Origin of the sequence: Phreatobacter sp. (assembly GCF_030691135.1) — a bacterium.
GTDB lineage: Bacteria > Pseudomonadota > Alphaproteobacteria > Rhizobiales > Phreatobacteraceae > Phreatobacter.
In genome coordinates this window covers 15767-31887 of sequence record NZ_JAUYFA010000077.1, presented here as the reverse complement: position 1 = coordinate 31887, position 16121 = coordinate 15767, and the positions used below count along the sequence as shown (strand labels likewise).

General features: G+C 68.1%; 15 protein-coding genes. 7 read left to right on the top strand and 8 right to left on the bottom strand.

The features are described 5' to 3' along the window. A partial coding sequence (locus Q8O26_RS14130) for a chromosome segregation SMC family protein (protein ID WP_305576662.1) occupies nucleotides 1-2555 on the bottom strand: 2555 nt, incomplete at its 3' end. Between the two features lie 278 nt (nucleotides 2556-2833). Here Q8O26_RS14130 and Q8O26_RS14125 point away from each other — a divergent pair. Next, on the top strand, nucleotides 2834-2956 hold the full coding sequence (locus tag Q8O26_RS14125; protein ID WP_305576660.1) for a hypothetical protein: 123 nt from the start codon (nucleotides 2834-2836) through the stop codon (nucleotides 2954-2956). A gap of 107 nt (nucleotides 2957-3063) precedes the next feature. On the opposite strand, the gene Q8O26_RS14120 is transcribed toward Q8O26_RS14125, so the two are convergent. Then, a complete protein-coding gene (locus tag Q8O26_RS14120; RefSeq protein WP_305576658.1) occupies nucleotides 3064-3648 on the bottom strand; it encodes a L,D-transpeptidase in 585 nt (194 codons plus the stop codon). 317 nt (nucleotides 3649-3965) lie between these two features. Here Q8O26_RS14120 and Q8O26_RS14115 point away from each other — a divergent pair, with 317 nt between their 5' ends. Further along, entirely contained in the window at nucleotides 3966-4139 is a 174-nt protein-coding gene (locus Q8O26_RS14115) for a hypothetical protein (protein WP_305576657.1), read from the top strand. A 96-nt stretch (nucleotides 4140-4235) separates the two neighbouring features. On the opposite strand, the gene Q8O26_RS14110 is transcribed toward Q8O26_RS14115, so the two are convergent. After that, entirely contained in the window at nucleotides 4236-4865 is a 630-nt protein-coding gene (locus Q8O26_RS14110) for a LysE/ArgO family amino acid transporter (RefSeq protein ID WP_305576655.1), read from the bottom strand. 170 nt (nucleotides 4866-5035) lie between these two features. Between Q8O26_RS14110 and corA the strand changes: the two genes are divergently transcribed. Further along, nucleotides 5036-6004 (top strand): magnesium/cobalt transporter CorA, encoded by a 969-nt coding sequence (corA, locus tag Q8O26_RS14105; protein WP_305576653.1) that lies wholly within the window; start codon nucleotides 5036-5038, stop codon nucleotides 6002-6004. Between the two features lie 69 nt (nucleotides 6005-6073). Here corA and Q8O26_RS14100 read toward each other — a convergent pair whose 3' ends face one another. After that, nucleotides 6074-6490, bottom strand: a complete 417-nt coding sequence (locus Q8O26_RS14100; protein WP_305576651.1) for a hypothetical protein — start codon at nucleotides 6488-6490, stop codon at nucleotides 6074-6076. Between the two features lie 133 nt (nucleotides 6491-6623). Here Q8O26_RS14100 and Q8O26_RS14095 point away from each other — a divergent pair, with 133 nt between their 5' ends. Next, a complete protein-coding gene (locus Q8O26_RS14095; RefSeq protein WP_305576649.1) occupies nucleotides 6624-7439 on the top strand; it encodes a helix-turn-helix domain-containing protein in 816 nt (271 codons plus the stop codon). Between the two features lie 193 nt (nucleotides 7440-7632). Here Q8O26_RS14095 and Q8O26_RS14090 read toward each other — a convergent pair whose 3' ends face one another. Further along, on the bottom strand, nucleotides 7633-8370 hold the full coding sequence (locus Q8O26_RS14090; RefSeq protein ID WP_305576647.1) for an SDR family NAD(P)-dependent oxidoreductase: 738 nt from the start codon (nucleotides 8368-8370) through the stop codon (nucleotides 7633-7635). 91 nt (nucleotides 8371-8461) lie between these two features. After that, entirely contained in the window at nucleotides 8462-9079 is a 618-nt protein-coding gene (gene pdxH / locus Q8O26_RS14085) for a pyridoxamine 5'-phosphate oxidase (protein WP_305576645.1), read from the bottom strand. Between the two features lie 199 nt (nucleotides 9080-9278). Here pdxH and Q8O26_RS14080 point away from each other — a divergent pair, with 199 nt between their 5' ends. From Q8O26_RS14080 to fabI, 3 genes are all read left to right on the top strand, one after another. Continuing rightward, complete coding sequence (locus Q8O26_RS14080; protein ID WP_305576643.1) at nucleotides 9279-9731, top strand: RT0821/Lpp0805 family surface protein; 453 nt, start codon at nucleotides 9279-9281, stop codon at nucleotides 9729-9731. Nucleotides 9732-9837: 106 nt separating this feature from the next. Then, on the top strand, nucleotides 9838-10860 hold the full coding sequence (locus Q8O26_RS14075) for a DnaJ C-terminal domain-containing protein (RefSeq protein WP_305576641.1): 1023 nt from the start codon (nucleotides 9838-9840) through the stop codon (nucleotides 10858-10860). Nucleotides 10861-10944: 84 nt separating this feature from the next. Beyond that, a complete protein-coding gene (gene fabI / locus Q8O26_RS14070) occupies nucleotides 10945-11748 on the top strand; it encodes an enoyl-ACP reductase FabI (RefSeq protein ID WP_305576639.1) in 804 nt (267 codons plus the stop codon). A gap of 60 nt (nucleotides 11749-11808) precedes the next feature. On the opposite strand, the gene Q8O26_RS14065 is transcribed toward fabI, so the two are convergent. Together Q8O26_RS14065 and Q8O26_RS14060 are read right to left on the bottom strand one after the other, a co-directional pair. After that, nucleotides 11809-13659, bottom strand: a complete 1851-nt coding sequence (locus Q8O26_RS14065) for an ABC transporter ATP-binding protein (RefSeq protein ID WP_305576638.1) — start codon at nucleotides 13657-13659, stop codon at nucleotides 11809-11811. Between the two features lie 174 nt (nucleotides 13660-13833). After that, nucleotides 13834-15996, bottom strand: a complete 2163-nt coding sequence (locus Q8O26_RS14060) for an FAD-dependent oxidoreductase (protein ID WP_305576636.1) — start codon at nucleotides 15994-15996, stop codon at nucleotides 13834-13836. Between the last annotated feature and the right edge of the window lie 125 nt (nucleotides 15997-16121).

Genomic DNA, 16121 nt, shown 5'->3' with positions numbered 1-16121 from the left:
AGGGCATCGGCGGCGGCGCGCTGGGCGGCCTCGCAGTCCTGGATGCGGGCGATGATCTCACGGCGCTGGACGGCGAAATTGTCGGGCGCCTCGGACAGGTTCTTCGCCTCGGTCCGCGCCTCGGCGAGGCGCTGGTCGAGGGCGGCGACCTGGCGGCCGGCATTGGCCTGGCGCTCGGTCCAGGCGGCGCGGTCGCGGCCGATCTCGGCCATCCGGCGCATGCGCATCTCGGCCTCGCGGGCCAGGCCCTGGGCATGGGCCCGCGCCTCGGCCAGCGCCGCCCGGTTGAGGGCGACTTCGGCGCGGATCTCGGCGAGGGCGGCTTCCAGCTGCGCCGTCTGCCCGAGGCCCTGCAGGGCGGTGATGGCGTCGGCCTTGACGGCCACGGCCTCGTCGATGCTCGCCTGCAGCCGCGACCGGGCCTCGACCAGGGCGGCGAGCCGGGTGACGACGGCGGAGGCGGCCCGTTCGGCGCCGGCGAGCTGGTCACGCAGGGCATCGGCACGGCGCTGCGCGGCGCGCCAGCCGTCGCGGGCCGCCTGTTCGCGCTCGGCCGAGGCCTTGACCACGCCGACCGCTACCTCGGCCAGCTTGCGGAGATCGCCGACCCTGGCTTTCGCCGTCACCAGTTCCTTTTCGAGATCGCCGAGGCGGTTGCGCTCGGCGAGGCGGCGGGCCGCGGCGGTCGGCGCATTGGCGGCGACGACGAAGCCGTCCCAGCGCCACAGGTCGCCTTCCCTGGAGACGAGGCGCTGGCCGGGCTTCAAGAGGGCGGCGAGCCGGGCGCCGTCGCCCCTGGCGACGAGGCCGATCTGGGCCATGCGCCGGGCGAGTTCGGCCGGGGCCTTCACATGGGCCGACAGCGGCTCGACACCCTCGGGCAGAGCGGGGTCGCCGTCGCGGCTGGCTCCGGCCCAGTGCTGCGGCGAGGCGGAGGCGGTCGGTGCGTCGAGATCGTCGCCGAGCGCCGCGCCCAGCGCCGTCTCAAAGCCCCTGGCGACGGAGATCGCCTCGAGCACCGGCGGCCACAGCGATCCGTTGGCGACGTTGAGGATCTTGGCGAGGGTCCGCGCCTCGGTTTCGATCCGCTGCACCACCCGTTCGGCATCGGCCAGTGGCCGGCGGGCATCGCCTTCCTGGGCCCGCGCCACCGCATGGCCCTGTTCGGCGGAGACGGCCTCGGCCTCGGCGGCAATGAGCGCCGTCGCGGCATCGGCGAGCTGGCCGCGGAGCGCGTCGAGGCGGGCGGCGTGATCGGACCCGGCTTCGAGCTTCACCGTCTCGGCGTCGATCTCGCCGAGCTGGCCCTCGAGGCGCATCAGCCTTTCGCCGGCATCGCGGATCGACCGTTCCAGCTGGTTGCGGCGGGCGACGATCTCGGCCAGGGCCGAGGTGGCCTCGGAAAAGGCCTTCTCGGCGACGGCCAGCGCGGCTTCGGCCGCGGCGACCTGCGTTGCGGCCTCCGCCTCGGCGGATCTGGCGCCCTCGCCGGTGGTGCGGAGCTCGGTCTCCTCCGCGGCAAGACGCGCCATGACACCCTCGGCATCGGCGCCGAGCGCCTTTTCGCGGGCGACGTCGCCGTCGAGCTGGGCGATCCGGCGTTCGAGTTCGGCCATGCGCTCACGGGCGCGTTTTTCCTCGCCGTCGAGCTGGTCGCGGGCGGTGACGAGCCGGTGCAGCGCCGCGCCGGCCCTGGCCGCCTCATCGCGCAGGGCGGGGAGCTGGTGGGCGGCCACCGCCTGGTCCTTCGCCGCTTCCGCCTGGTCGGTGGTGCGCTCGGCGACGATGCGGGTTTCGAGCTCGACCAGACGCTCGGCCTCACGGACGAGGTCGCCCGCCTCGCGGAATTTCAGATAGGCGAGGGTCGCCTCCGCCCTGCGGATCTCGGCGGAGAGGCCGCGATAGCGCACCGCCTGGCGGGCCTGGCGCTTGAGGCCGTCGAGCTGGCTCTCGATCTGGGAGAGGATGGTCTCGAGCCGGTCGAGATTGGTCTCGGCGGCCTTCAGCCGGGTCTCGGCCTCGTGACGCCTCGCATGCAGGCCGGCGATGCCGGCGGCCTCCTCGAGGATGCGGCGGCGCGACTGCGGCTTGGCACTGATGATCTCGCCGATCTGTCCCTGGCGGACGAGGGCCGGGGACCTCGCCCCTGTCGAGGCGTCGGCGAAAAGGATCTGGACGTCACGGGCCCTGACCTCGCGGCCGTTGATCTTGTAGAGCGAGCCGGCCTCGCGCTCGATCCGGCGGGAGACCTCCAGCACGTCGTGATCGTTGAACTGGGCCGGGGCGAGGCGGCGGGAATTGTCGACGGTGAGCATCACCTCGGCGGTGTTGCGCGCCGGACGGTTGCCCGAGCCTGAGAAGATGACCTCGTCCATGCCCGCCGCGCGCATGTTCTTGAACGAGTTCTCGCCCATGACCCAGCGCAGGGCCTCGACCAGGTTCGACTTGCCGCAGCCGTTCGGACCGACGACGCCGGTCAGTCCCGGCTCGATCAGGAAATCGATCGGCTCGACGAAGGTCTTGAAACCGTGAATGCGCAGACGGGAGAATTTCATCGCGCCTGTCTGTCCAAGGGGCTGCCGAAATGAGAGTTCAGCCTGCCACGGATCGGCACCGGACGCCATATCTAGCGTTGGACAACAGGGCCAACCTCAACATCTTGCTGTTCATAGGTCCGCCACGCGGGCCCTGCCTTGACCCGCCGCCCGATTTCTCCCGCGCTGCATTGTCGCTGCTGCAGCGCACAGCAACCCTCTACGGTCCTTCGCCGGCATCGTGTAGAAAGAAAGTGGGAATCAAAAGGGATGGAGCCAATCCATCCGAGGAGGAAACCATGGGCTTCAAGCCCCAACCGACCCCGCCCAAGGGCGTCAAGCTCGAAGATCGCTATGGCCAGGTCGGCCTGAAGGCGGTGGCCGGCGCCATCAAGACGTCAAAGCCCGCCAAGAGCGGCTGACGACCCGAGGCCGGACAGGTCCTGGCAAACGCGCTCACCCCAATGAAAACGGCGACCGGAGCGGTCGCAGTGATCCCTTTCACGCGGCTCGCGCCGGTGCAGCCAACTCAGCGGACGATGACCTTCGTGCCGACGCCGACGCGGCCGTAGAGGTCGATGGCATGCTCGTTGTGCATGCGGATGCAACCCGAGGAGACGGCCTCGCCGATCTGCAGGGGCGAGTTGGTGCCGTGGATGCGGTAGAGGGTGTCGCGGCCATTCTGGTAGAGATAAAGCGCGCGGGAGCCCATCGGGTTCTGCGGACCACCCTCCATGAAGACCGGCAGGCCGGGCGAGCGACGGCGCATTTCCGCCGGCGGCGTCCAGGTGGGCCATTCGGCCTTGCGCTGGATGGTGGCGGTGCCGGTCCAGCCGAAGGCCTCGTTGCCGACGGCCACCTGGTAGCGGATGGCGGTACCGCCCTCCTCGACTAGGAAGAGGTGCTTGCTGGAGGTCTCGACGATGATCGTGCCGGGGCGCTCGGCGGTGCGATAGGGCACGCGCAGCGGCATGCGCCAATAGTCCATCTCGACCTGCGGTCCCTGCGCCATCAGCGTGCGATCGCGCTCGCCGATCGGCTGGTTCGAGCTGACCGTCTGGTTGTTGCAGCCGGCCAGAGCCAGCGCCACGATTGCGAGAACGCCCCACCGCATGTTTCGACCCTCTCATGAAACGACGGCGACGGCGCCGCCGAAGCAGCGCGCGCGAGTATTCCCGCCTCGGTCATGGTTGTGGCGAAGGCTTGACGCGCGGTCAACGAAAAGGGGCAGTGAAACAGACCGAAAGCCCTGAAACTGTTGCAATTTTGCCATGACGCGTCGCGTCAGGACCACCGGCTCCGCCGCGAAGCCGGCTCCGCACCGCCATGATCGCTCCATGATCGCAACCCAGAGCCGCCGCAACCCGCCTCTAGCCTGATTCCTCGTCGGGGCCGGCCCATGCAACCCGCCCGCGACGAATGGAGACGATGATGAAAACCGCCATGGCGGCCCCGAATGCCACCCCGAGACCGGCCCACGAACGTCTGGAGGATCGTTACCGGACCATCGGCATATCCGCGGTCGCCGCTGCCGCGCACTTCATCAAGGCCCGCAAGCCTGCCGCCGGTCCCCGGACCGACCGGTATCCGCCCTCCATGGACTGACGGATTCGCCGGCACCGCCGGCCTCTTTCAGGCCTCCCGCATGCCTCTCCTGAACGACTTAACTTCGGGCCGGTCCTCGTGACCGGCCCTTTTTCGTCAGCCTGCCCGCCAGGCGTCGAGGAGCGAGACGGCGATGGCGACCATGATGACGGCGATCAGGCCATCGAGGATCCGCCAGGCCGCAGGCCGGGCGAAGACCGGTGCGAGCAGCCGCGCCCCGAAGCCGAGCGCATAGAACCACAGGAACGAGGCAGTCATGGCGCCGCCGGCGAAGGCGACCCGGACGTCGCCCTCGTAGCGGGCCGAGAGGGAGCCGACGAGCACCACCGTGTCGAGATAGACATGCGGGTTGAGGAAGGTGAAGGCGAGGGTGGCGGCGACGATGCGGCCGAGGCCGGCCTGCTCCGTCGGCGCCGCGGTGAGACGGGCGGGATAGAGGGCGCGCCGGGCGGCGAGCGCGCCGTAGCCGAGGAGAAAGGCCGCGCCGCCGAGGGTCGCAATGGTCAATAGCACGGGGGAGCGGGCGACGAGCGCGCCGAGGCCGGCGACCCCCACGAGGATGAGCAGCGCGTCGGACAGCGCGCAGAGCGTCGTCACCACCAGAACGTGGCGGCGCATCAGCCCCTGGCGGAGCACGAAGGCGTTCTGCGCGCCGATGGCGACGATGAGGCCGAGACCGAGCAGGAAGCCGGTGGCGGCGGCTTGGGAGGAGACCGACAGATCCATGCGGCCTCGATAAAGCAGCGCGGACAGGTCCGGCAATCCCGCCCTCTGGCCTCGCCCGTGCGGCGATCGTCATGGCTGCGTCACGGGACGACGCCACGCCAGCGGCTGCCTTCCCAAGCCATGCCGGAGCGGTTAAGCCGACGGGCAGGCCGAATGCGGAGCGACGCCGGATGCTGAATGCCTATGCCGTGGTGAACGAGGCGCTGGTCCGCGTCGAGACGACCGCCGAAACCGTGCCGCCGGAGGTCGTCTGGGTCGACATGTTCCAGCCGACCCTCACGGAGGACAAGGCACTTGAGCTTTGCCTCGGCATCGAGATCCCGACACGCGAGGAGATGCAGGAGATCGAGCCGTCGAGCCGGCTCTATGTCGATCACGGCGTGCGCTACATGATCGCCACGACCCTGTGCAACACCGAACTCGGTACGCCGAAGCTGACGCAGATCTCCTTCGTCCTGGCGCCGGGCCGGCTGATCACGGTGCGCTACGACACGCCCAAGCCCATCAATCTGTTCCTCAACCGGGCGCAGAAGCCGGGAACCGTGCAGGGCACGCCGGAATCGATCCTCACCGGGCTCCTCGACAGTGTCATCGACCGGGTCGCCGACATTCTCGAGAAGGTCAGCGAGGAGATCGAGCAGGTGTCGACGGACATCTTCCGCAAGGGCGCCCGCCGCCGCGACAAGGCCTTCCAGGACGTGCTGCAGACGCTCGGGACCAAGGGCGAACTCGTCTCCAAGGCGCGGGAGAGCCTCGTCTCGATCAACCGTCTGCTGCTGTTCCTGGCGACGGAGGTCGAGGGCAACAGGGCGTCCAAGGACGTCCGCGCGCTGCTGAAGAGCCAGAACAGGGACTGCGAATCGCTCACCCAGCACTGCGACTCCCTGTCGAACAAGATCACCTTCCTGCTCGATGCGACGCTCGGCCTGATCGGCATCGAGCAGAACAACATCGTCAAGATCTTCGCGGTGCTCTCGGTCGTGTTCATGCCGCCGACGCTGGTCGGCACGATCTACGGCATGAACTTCAAGCAGATGCCAGAACTCAACTGGGACTTCGGCTATCCGCTGGCGATCTCGCTGATGATCCTGTCGGGCGTGCTGCCCTATCTTTATTTCCGCAAGAAGGGCTGGCTATAGCAGCCAGCCGCAGGGTTCTGTTTCCGCAAGAGGGGCTGGCTGTTGCCGCCAGCCCCCGGGATTTCGACGTCAGGCCGCGGCGAGGTGGCGGGCGCCGACGATCTGCAGTTGGGCGAGGAGGCCGACGAAGCCGGCCTGCGCGGCGATGAAGATCGTGCCGAGGAGATTCGGTGCGACGAGACCCGACACCAGCAGTCCGAGGCTGAGGACGACCCAGACCGCGTTGAGGATGGCGACGGTCAGGGCCAGAGGCCGGCTCGCCGGGTTTCGGGTCGCGGCGAAAGCGACCAGGGCGACGAAGGGGATGAAGGATAGGCCGACGCCCCGCAGCAGCGCGACCGGCAGGTTCAGGAGGGGGCCGAGGGCATCGGCGGCGGCGATGAGCAGCAGGCCCATGGCACCGGACGTCACGGCATCGAAGACGAGAACCCGGCGCAGGAAGGTCGGTGCATCGGCGGCGCGGAAGAGGGCGAAGGCGAAGGACATGGCGGGCTCCTCGAAGCTCGTCGCGGCGGGGGATCCGGGCCGCGTCTGTGGCCACGATCACCCTGCCGCAGCAGCGGGTCGATTACCTCCGAGGTCATTGGTCGGCGGCAGGCGCCAGGGCTAGTCTGGTCCCATGACGACAGGTTCCGCCGCTTCCCCGCTTGCCCCCCGCTCCGTCGGCGACCACCTGCGCGACTGGCGTCAGCGTCGCCGCCTCAGCCAGATGGACCTTGCGCTGGAGGCCGAGGTTTCCACCCGCCATCTGAGCTTCCTCGAGACCGGGCGGGCGGCACCGAGCCGGGAGATGATCCTGAAGCTCGCCGAACACCTCGACATCCCGTTGCGCGAGCGCAACGTGCTGCTGGTAGCGGGCGGCTTCGCACCAGTCTTTCCCGAGCGCCGCCTCGATGATCCCGACATTGCCGCGGCACGCCGGGCGGTCGATCTGGTCCTGGCCGGCCACGAGCCCTATCCGGCTGTGGCGCTCGACCGGCACTGGACCATCGTCGCCCATAACCGCGCCATCGGGCCGTTTCTGGAGGGCTGTGCGCCGGAGCTTCTCGCCGGCCCGATCAACATGATCCGCCTGTCGCTCCATCCGCTGGGGATCGCCCCGCGCATTGTCAATCTGGGGGAGGTTCGCGCCCATGTCCTGGCGCGGCTCAGGCGACAGGTCGAGCTCACCGCCGATCCGGTGCTGCAGGCGCTGCTGACGGAGACTGCCGCCTATCCGGTGCCGTTTTCCCAGCCGCATCCACGCAAGGGCCAGGAGGCGGGGGAACTGTTCATCCCGGTCAGGCTGCAGACGGGCGCCGGCCTGCTGACGCTCATCACCACGACGACGGTGTTCGGATCGCCGGTGGATGTGACGCTCGCCGAGCTCGCCATCGAGGCCTTCCTGCCGGCGGATGCGGAAACGGCGGAGCGGCTCAGGGCGATGGCGGGCTGAGGGCAAGAGCCCGTCGGTGGGCACCTAGCATACCCTATCCGTCATGCCCGGGCTTGGCCCGGGCATCCACGAATTCGCGTTGGGCGGTGGTCAAGTCGTGGATGCCCGGCACAAGGCCGGGCATGACGCGGCGAGTGCAGAGCCAGCCGTCAACCCGGGCGTGGACGCCGCAGGTGCCGCCCCTGCGGACAGATCACACGTGCTGGCCGCCGTTGATGTGGATTTCGGCGCCGTTGAGATAGCTCGATGTCTCGGTGCAGAGCACATAGATGATCTTGGCGACCTCGTCCGGCGTGCCGAGGCGGCGCATCGGGATCTGCTCGACGATCTTCTCTGTGCCGGGGGACAGGATCGAGGTGTCGATCTCGCCGGGCGCGATGGCGTTGACGCGGATGCCGTGGGGGGCGAAATCGGCCGCCATCTCGCGGGTGAGGCCAGCGAGCGCCGCCTTCGACGTGGCATAGGCCGCGCCGGCGAAGGGATGGACGCGCGAGCCGGCGATCGAGGTGACGTTGACGACCGAGCCCTTGGCCTCGGCGAGTTCCTTCAACAACCCGCGCGCCAGAAGGATCGAGGAGAAGAAGTTCACCTGGAAGACCTGCTGCCAGACCTTCAGCGGGGTGTGCAGCGAGTTGAGGCGGGCGCCGCCCTCACCCTTCGGCGAGATGCCGGCATTGTTGACGAGTGCCTCGAGACGGCCGCCGACGAGGCGGCCGCGGATGTCGTCGATGGCCCGTTCGGTGTCGTCGGGATTGGCGAGGTCGACCTGGATATGGTCCTCGGGACCCATCTCCCAGGGGCAGTTCTCCGGGAAGGCCTGGCGCGAGCAGGTGATGACCCGCCAGCCGGCGGAGGAGAAGCGCTTGACGGTGGCATGGCCGATGCCGCGGCTCGCGCCGGTGAGGAGCAATGTTCGGCGAATCTGGTTCACGGGGGCTTCCTCAGTCCATGCCGGCCCCCGCGCGGGGGCCGGTGCCTTTCATAGAGCCAACGGGCCGGTCTGCCTATGGCCTGCGGCACAATCAGGGATAGAGCCTGGCTTTGCGCGTCCAGGGACCGGCCGCGTCGGGACGGCTGAACTGGACCCGGTCATGCAGCCGGAATGGCCGGTCGTGCCAGAATTCCATCGACACCGGCAGGATGCGGTAGCCGGTCCAGTGCGGCGGGCGCGGCACCTCTCCGACGGCGTAGCGGGCCGTATAGCCGGCGACGGCCTTTTCCAGCGCGAAGCGGCTCTCGAGCGGGCGCGACTGCTGGCTGGCCCAGGCACCGATGCGGCTGCCGCGCGGGCGCGAGGTGAAATAGGCGTCCGCCTCGGCATCGGAGACGCGCTCGACGGGCCCGCGCACGCGGACCTGCCGGCGCAGCGACTTCCAGTGGAAGACCACCGCGGCCTTCTTCTGGCCGTCGAGCTCGGTGCCCTTCTGGCTCTCGGTGTTGGTGTAGAAGACGAAGCCGGCGGGATCGACGCCCTTCAGCAGCACCATGCGCACGTTGGGGAGGCCTTCGGCATCGACGGTGGCGAGCGCCATGGCGTTGGGATCGTTGGGCTCCGAGCGGCCGGCATCGGCGAGCCATTGGTCGAAAAGCGCGAAAGGCTCCTCGATCGCGGTGAAATCGTCCTGATCCGAACCGGACATTAACGAACTCCGATGTTGACTGCACGCCAGAGCCGATCAGCTCCGGAGTTGCAGGCGTATGGGCGGTACGAGTGGCGTTCGCCATGTCTATAGCGAAAGCGGGTCGGCACGCCCATGCCTCCCGCTGCACGATCGGCCATGCCGCAACCGCTGGACGCCCCTCGCCGGCGCCGCCCTCCTCTTCCTCCAGGGCTGCACCGTGGCCCTGCCCTCGCTGTGGGAGCGCGCCAATGTGGCGCCACCCGGCACCGCGCAGATGCGCCAGCCCGCCGACGACGACACGGTGACAACCGGATCGGTCCGCCGCCCGGCGGAGGCCAACCCGGCCCCTGCCCCTTCCCTCGCCCCTTCCCTCGCCCCTGCCGGGACCCTGCCCATTCCGCAGGCGGACTGGGATCACGCCAAGGCGGTTCTGATGGAGGCGCTCGCCGATCGCGCCGATACGCCGAGCCTGCCGTGGTCGAACGTGCAATCGGGGACGAACGGCACGATCACCGCCCTGCAGCGCGCCAGCGGCGGCGCCGGCCAGACCTGCCGCGACTTTCTCGGCAGCGCCATCAAGGCCGGCAGGGAGGTGTGGTTCGACGGCCGCGCCTGCCGCACGACCGGCCCCTGGGCTGTGGTCGAACTCCGGCCCTGGCGCCGGAGCTGAACCCGCCCGGTCGCGAACTTGTGAACGGGGGCGACCGCCCCCACATTGACGGGCGAACCGAAACACCGCCGGCTGCCTGTTCCAGGCGCCCCTCCCGAGGACGACCATGGCTCGCGATCCCTACGACGTCATCGGCGTCGCGCGCTCGGCGAGCGCCGACGAGATCAAGCGCGGCTTCCGCAAGAAGGCCAAGGCGCTGCATCCGGACGCCAATCCCAACGACCCCAAGGCGCAGGACCGTTTCTCGGAACTGAACAACGCCTATGAACTGCTGTCCGACGCCGACAAACGCAAATCCTTCGACCGCGGCGAGATCGACGCCGAGGGCAAGCCGCGCTTCGCCGGTTTCGAGGGGTTCGGCGGCGGCCGTCCGGGCGCCGGCACGAGCCCGCAGGGCGACACGAGCTTCGAGACCTTCTCCTTCGGCCGCGACGGTTTCCGCCGCGGCGGCGGACCGGGACGGGGCCAGCCCGGCGGCCGCCCCGGTGGGCAGGCCGGCGGCCCGCCGCCGATGGATGATTTCTTCGACATTCTCTCCGGCATGTCCGGAGCCCGGCCGTCGGGCCGCGCCCATTCGCCCTTCGGCGACGATTTCGGCCAGCCGCCCTCGGGCGAAGACGTGACGCTGACCATCAAGGTTGCCTTCCTCGACGCGGTGCGCGGCTCCATGCAGCGCCTCATGCTGCCGAGCGGCGAATCGGTGGATCTGAAGATCCCGGCCGGGACGCGCGAGGGTCATCGCATGCGCCTGCGCGGCAAGGGCAGGCCCGGCAGTCTCGGCCGTCCGACGGGCGATGCCTATGTCGTCGTCGCGGTCGAGCCGCACCCGGCCTTCACGGTGGACGGCAAGGATCTTCGGCTCAACCTCCCCGTCGCCCTCGACGAGGCCATCCTCGGGGCGAAGGTGCGGGCGCCGACCCTGGACGGCGAGGTGGAACTGACCCTTCCCGCCATGACCTCGTCGGGCAAGACCTTCCGCCTGCGCGGCAAGGGCATGCCGGCCGACAGCGGCGCGGGCGACCTTTATGTCACCGTGCGCATCGTGCTGCCCGAGGCGAGCGCCGACCTCGAGGGCTTCGCCCGCATCCTGAAGGACCGTCGCAAGGTCGATCCGCGCGAAAGCCTTTGAGTTTCCCGTCCGCCTTGCACGCCGGGCGTGGCGATGGCATAGGGTCCGGCTGATTTCGCGGCGGCAGGCCGGGTGAGGACGATCATGGCAGGCATCATGCAGGGCAAGCGCGGCCTCATCATGGGGGTGGCGAACAACCGTTCCATCGCCTGGGGCATCGCCAAGGCCTGCGCTGACCACGGCGCCGAACTCGCCTTCACCTTCCAGGGCGAGGCGCTGGAGAAGCGCGTGCGCCCGCTCGCGGCGGAAGTCGGCGGCCATGTCGTCGGCCATTGCGACGTCACCGACAGCGCCAGCATCGACGCCGTCTTCGCCGAGACCGAGAAGGTCTTCGGCAAGCTCGACTTCCTGCTCCACGCCATCGCCTTCTCCGACAAGGACGAGCTTACCGGCCGCTATGTCGACACGACCGAGGGCAATTTCACCAAGTCGCTGCTGATCTCCTGCTATTCCTTCACGGCCATCGCCCAGCGCGCCGAGAAGCTGATGGTGGACGGCGGTTCGATGCTCACCCTGACCTATTACGGCGCCGAGAAGTGGATGCCGCACTACAACGTCATGGGCGTCGCCAAGGCGGCGCTGGAGGCGAGCGTGCGCTACATGGCCGCCGACCTCGGCGAGAAGAAGATCCGCGTCAACGCCATCTCGGCCGGCCCGATCAAGACGCTGGCGGCCTCCGGCATCGGCGACTTCCGCTACATCCTCAAGTGGAACGAGTACAACTCGCCGCTGCGCCGCACCGTCACCATCGACGAGGTCGGCGATTCCGGCATGTATCTGCTGTCGGACCTGTCGCGCGGCGTCACCGGCGAGATCCACCATGTCGACGCCGGCTATCACGTGGTCGGCATGAAGAACCCGCACGCCCCGGACATCGGCGCGCTGTAAGCGTCGCCAGGCGCGCTGTAAGCGCCACCCGGCGGGCGCTCCGGGCGCCGAGGCCGGCCCTCACTCCTCGTCTTCGTCGTCCGCATCGACCGCCGCAACCGCCTGGCGCGCCGACTGCTGGCGCGACCACATGGTCGCATAGAGACCGGCGAGCTTGATCAGCGCGTCATGGGTGCCGGTCTCGACGATATGGCCGTTGTCGAGGACGATGATGCGGTCGGCGGTGACCACCGAGCCGAGGCGGTGGGTGACGGAGACGACGGTGCGCGTCTCGGCGATGCGGCGCAGGGTCTCGTTGAGCTTCGACTCGGTCTCGGCGTCCAGCGCGCTCGTCGCCTCGTCCAGCACGAGCACGGCGGGGTTGCGGACGAGGGCGCGAGCGATGGCAACGCGCTGGCGCTGGCCGCCAGAGAGCTGGCCACCGCGCTCGCCCACAGTTGTCTCGTAGCCCTGCGGCAGCGCCGCGATGAAGTCGTGGACCTCGGCCTGGCGGGCGGCGGCAATGATCTCCTCCATCGTCGCCTCGGGATGGGCCATGCGGATGTTCTCGGCGATGGAGGTGTTGAAGAGGAAACTCTCCTGGAACACCACCGCCATCTGGGCGCGCAGCGACGCCTGCGTGACGGTGCGGATGTCGGTGCCGTCGATGAAGACGCGGCCTTCGAGCGGGTCGTAGAAGCGCATCAGCAGGTTGAGGAAGGTGCTCTTGCCCGAGCCCGACGGGCCGACGATGCCGAGGAAGGAGCCCTTCGGCACGGTGACCGAGAGGTTCTCGGTGCGGAACGACGAGCCGGGATAGGAGAAGGCGACATTGTCGAAGACGATCTCGCGCTGGAAGGGGGCAAGCGTGCCGGCACCTGGTGCGTCGACCATGGTCGGCTTCTGAGCGAGGAGATCGCTGAGATGGCGGATGGAGCCCGCCGCCTGCGCCATGGTGGGCACATATTGCGTGACGTTGGTCAGGGCATAGCCCATTGACAGGAAGACGCCCTCGAAGGCGATGATCGTGCCGACGGTGATGCGGTCGGTGAAGGCCCAGTAGGCGCCGAGCGCGAAGACGGCGATGTGGATGACGTAGAGCCCCGTCTGCGCCGTGCGCTCGACCAGGGCGGAAGAGAAGTTGGTGCGCCGTGCGACGCCCACCCAGACCGCGTTGAGGCCGGCGAAGTGCAGGCGGGCGCGCCCGGCCATGCCGAAGGCCTTGATCACCGGCTGGGCCGAGACATTCTCCTGGACGGCGCTGATCAGACGGCCTTCGGTCTGGCGCTTTTCATAGGCGAAGAGGAAGGCCTTGCGGGCAAAGATCCGCGGCCACCAAAGGATCATCGGGAAGACGAGGGAGGCGATCAGCCCGAGCCAGATGTCGAACATGAACATCAGGATCGTGGCGTAGATGACCTCCATGAAGGGCATGACGAAGCCGGGCACGAAGGCGACCAGCGCCGCCTCCAGGGCCACGAGATCGCCGGAGAAGCGCGACAGGACGGTGCCTGTCGGCGTGGTGTGGAAGAACGGCATCGACATCGACTGGACATGGTCGAAGAGGCGCTGGCGGATGTCGCGGGTGATGTCGGCGAAGAGGCGCGTGTAGACGAAATCGGCGATCAGGGCGACGACCGAAACGGCGATGGCCGCGGCGCCCATGAAGACGAGCGAATTGAGCAGGGCGCGCCATTCCTTTTTGATCAGGCCCTCGTCGATGAGGTACTGCGTGACCAGCGGGAAGGAAAAATTGAGGGCCGCCTCGGTGAGGATGAGCACGGCGAGAAGGGCGATGGTCGTCTTGTAGGGGGCGGCGAAAGGCGCGAGGAACCGCGCCATGAGCCGGAGATCGTCGGCACTGACGTCCTCCTCCTCCTCCTCCTCCTCGTCCTCGTCGTCGGGCTCGACGTAGTTCTTGTCCTGGCTCATGACGGATCTTGGATCATCGCAGGTCGGGGAAGGTGCCGGGCCGGGCGCCCGGCATGGCGCTGGTCATGCATCATTCCGTCGCAGGATGCATCCGAAATCGCGCGTCGCGCCGCGCCCGTGGCCGAAACAGCGGAGGCCGGACCTCGAGGGTCAGGCCTCCGGTCGTGGTGACGGTCAGCGGCTGCCGGCGACGGCACGCAGCTTCGAGGTCGGGCCCTTCTGCCGGCCCGCCATCAGCTTCTCCACCCATTTGCCCGCGTCGGGCTTGGCGTAGAAGCAGTAGCGCATGGTCTCCATGTCCGGATACCAGGGGAAGTCGCCCTCGTTGGCGTCGCACTCGATCTTCCAGGCCTTCTTCAGGATCTTCTGGTCGTGCACGGCCGGACGCCAGCCGTGGCGCTGGAAGCGCTCCGACCACTGCCAGGTCGATTCCAGCGTCAGGACGCCATCGAAGACGTCGTGATACTCGATCACCTCGCGGGTCATGTCGGCGGTGATGCCGCCGAAGAAGATGCCGATGCGGGTGACGCGGTAGAGTTCCTGGATCGCCTTGTCGATCAGCTCTTCCGGCACATAGCAGAGGCAGGTGTCATAGATGACGTCGAAGGACTGGTCCTCGAAGGGCAGTTTGGTGACGTCGCCGAGCAGGTTGCGATGCAGCCAGTCCTTCGACGTCTGGGCATGGACGTGGCGCGAGTTCTCGATGCCCCAGGCGTCGATGCCGATATCGGCGAAGCACTTCAGCGTCAGGCCCGAGGCCGAGCCGACATCGAGCAGCGTGTAGGGCGGCTTGATGCCGAAGATGCACTCGTAGAGGTCGGCATTGTACTGCTCGTCGAAATACTCGCGGAAGCTCTCCTCGTAGGACAGGCCCTCGGCATATTCGTCGTGATAGTCGTCGGTGAGGGTGGATTCGACGAAGCCCTCCTCGACGATGCCCATCTGCTTCTCGAGGGCGGCCTTCTTGCGGGCACCCGAATAGGCGGCGCCGCGCAGCTTGCCCATCATCATGTCGACGACGAAGTTGGCCGAGTCGTAGGCGCCGTTGACGGTCGAATCGAAGAGATAGTCGCCGACGAGATAGAGGTTCGGCAGCAGCTTGCCGTCGGGCAGGTGGCGCTCGCGCAGTTCGGGCGCGGGATGGCCGCCCGGCAGGCCGGAGATCGTGCCGACCCAGCGCTGCACCCTGGCGTCGAGGAACTGCTTCTTCGCCGTCGCGAGGAGCTCGGCGGGGAGAGAATCGAGGGCGAGCTCGACGAGGCGATCATCGTCGAGGTTGGACAGGGCGAGAGCGTGCGTCGCCGGGATGAGCCAGCCGAGAACGCCATGCTTGGAGGGATGGCGCGCCGTCTCGTCATAGATGCAGGCGCCGCCGAAGGCGTCCGTCATGATGTAGTGGCCCTGGAAATGCTCGTTCCAGAACGGCTTCTTGAACTGGATCGTGACGCGCAGGTAGTGGGCCGGATTGTCGTAGCGGGCCTGGTGCTTCTGGATCGCCATGCGCTCCTCGCGGCCAGCGAACTCGATCTGGCTGACCCAGTAGTTCGGAACGGCGACGACGACGTGGTCGAATTCATGCGTCTCGTCACGGCCCTTGCGGCGGACGGTCAGCGTGTAGGTGCCGTCCTCGTTGCGGGCGATCTTCGCGACGCGGCTCTCCAGCATGATCTTGGCGGAGACGCGCTCGGCGAGCCCCTCGATCAACTTCTCGTTGCCGCCGACGATGGAATAGAGGCGCAGGTATTTCGGATCGTCCATGAGGACGTTCTTGAGGCCGTTCAGCGCGTTGGTCAGCTGGGCCTCGGTGGCGACGTCGGACCGCACCGCGACCTCGATATACTTGCGCGCCATCTCGTCCTCGACCGCATCGAGAACCTCGCGGAAGGTCTTGCCGCCCCACGGGTGCTTGTTGTCGTCGCCCGAATAGCCCTCGTAATATTCGTCGGGCGAGCAGAGCTCGTGGCAGGTGGCGTGGAAGGCGTCGATGGCCTTCAGCGTCTTGTCGCCGAAATGCTTCTTGATGTCGCGGCGGTTGTTGAGGATCTTGCCCTCGAGAATGACGCCCTTGCCGTCCATCGACACGACATCGAGGCCCATCACCTCGGTGATGATCCGCTTCAGCGGGTCGGGTCCGAAATGGGAATAGTCGTAATATTCGGCGACGCCGCGTTCGAAGAGCGAGGGCCCCTTCTCGAAGCTATCGGTGGCGATCTTGCCGCCGAGGCGGTCAGAGGCTTCGAACAGGGTGGCGGTGAAGAGACCGTCGCAGAACCGGTCGAGCAGGTAATTGGTGAAGAGCCCACCCGGCCCGCCACCCACAATCGCGACACGCGTCATATCCGAGCTTTCATTCCTGAGCCGGCCGCGCCGAACGGCGCATTCCAGCCTTCATCCGCTGAAAATCCGGGGCCGAGCTATAGCGACGGTTCGTTTCCGAATAAAGCCATCGGCCACGCGATATT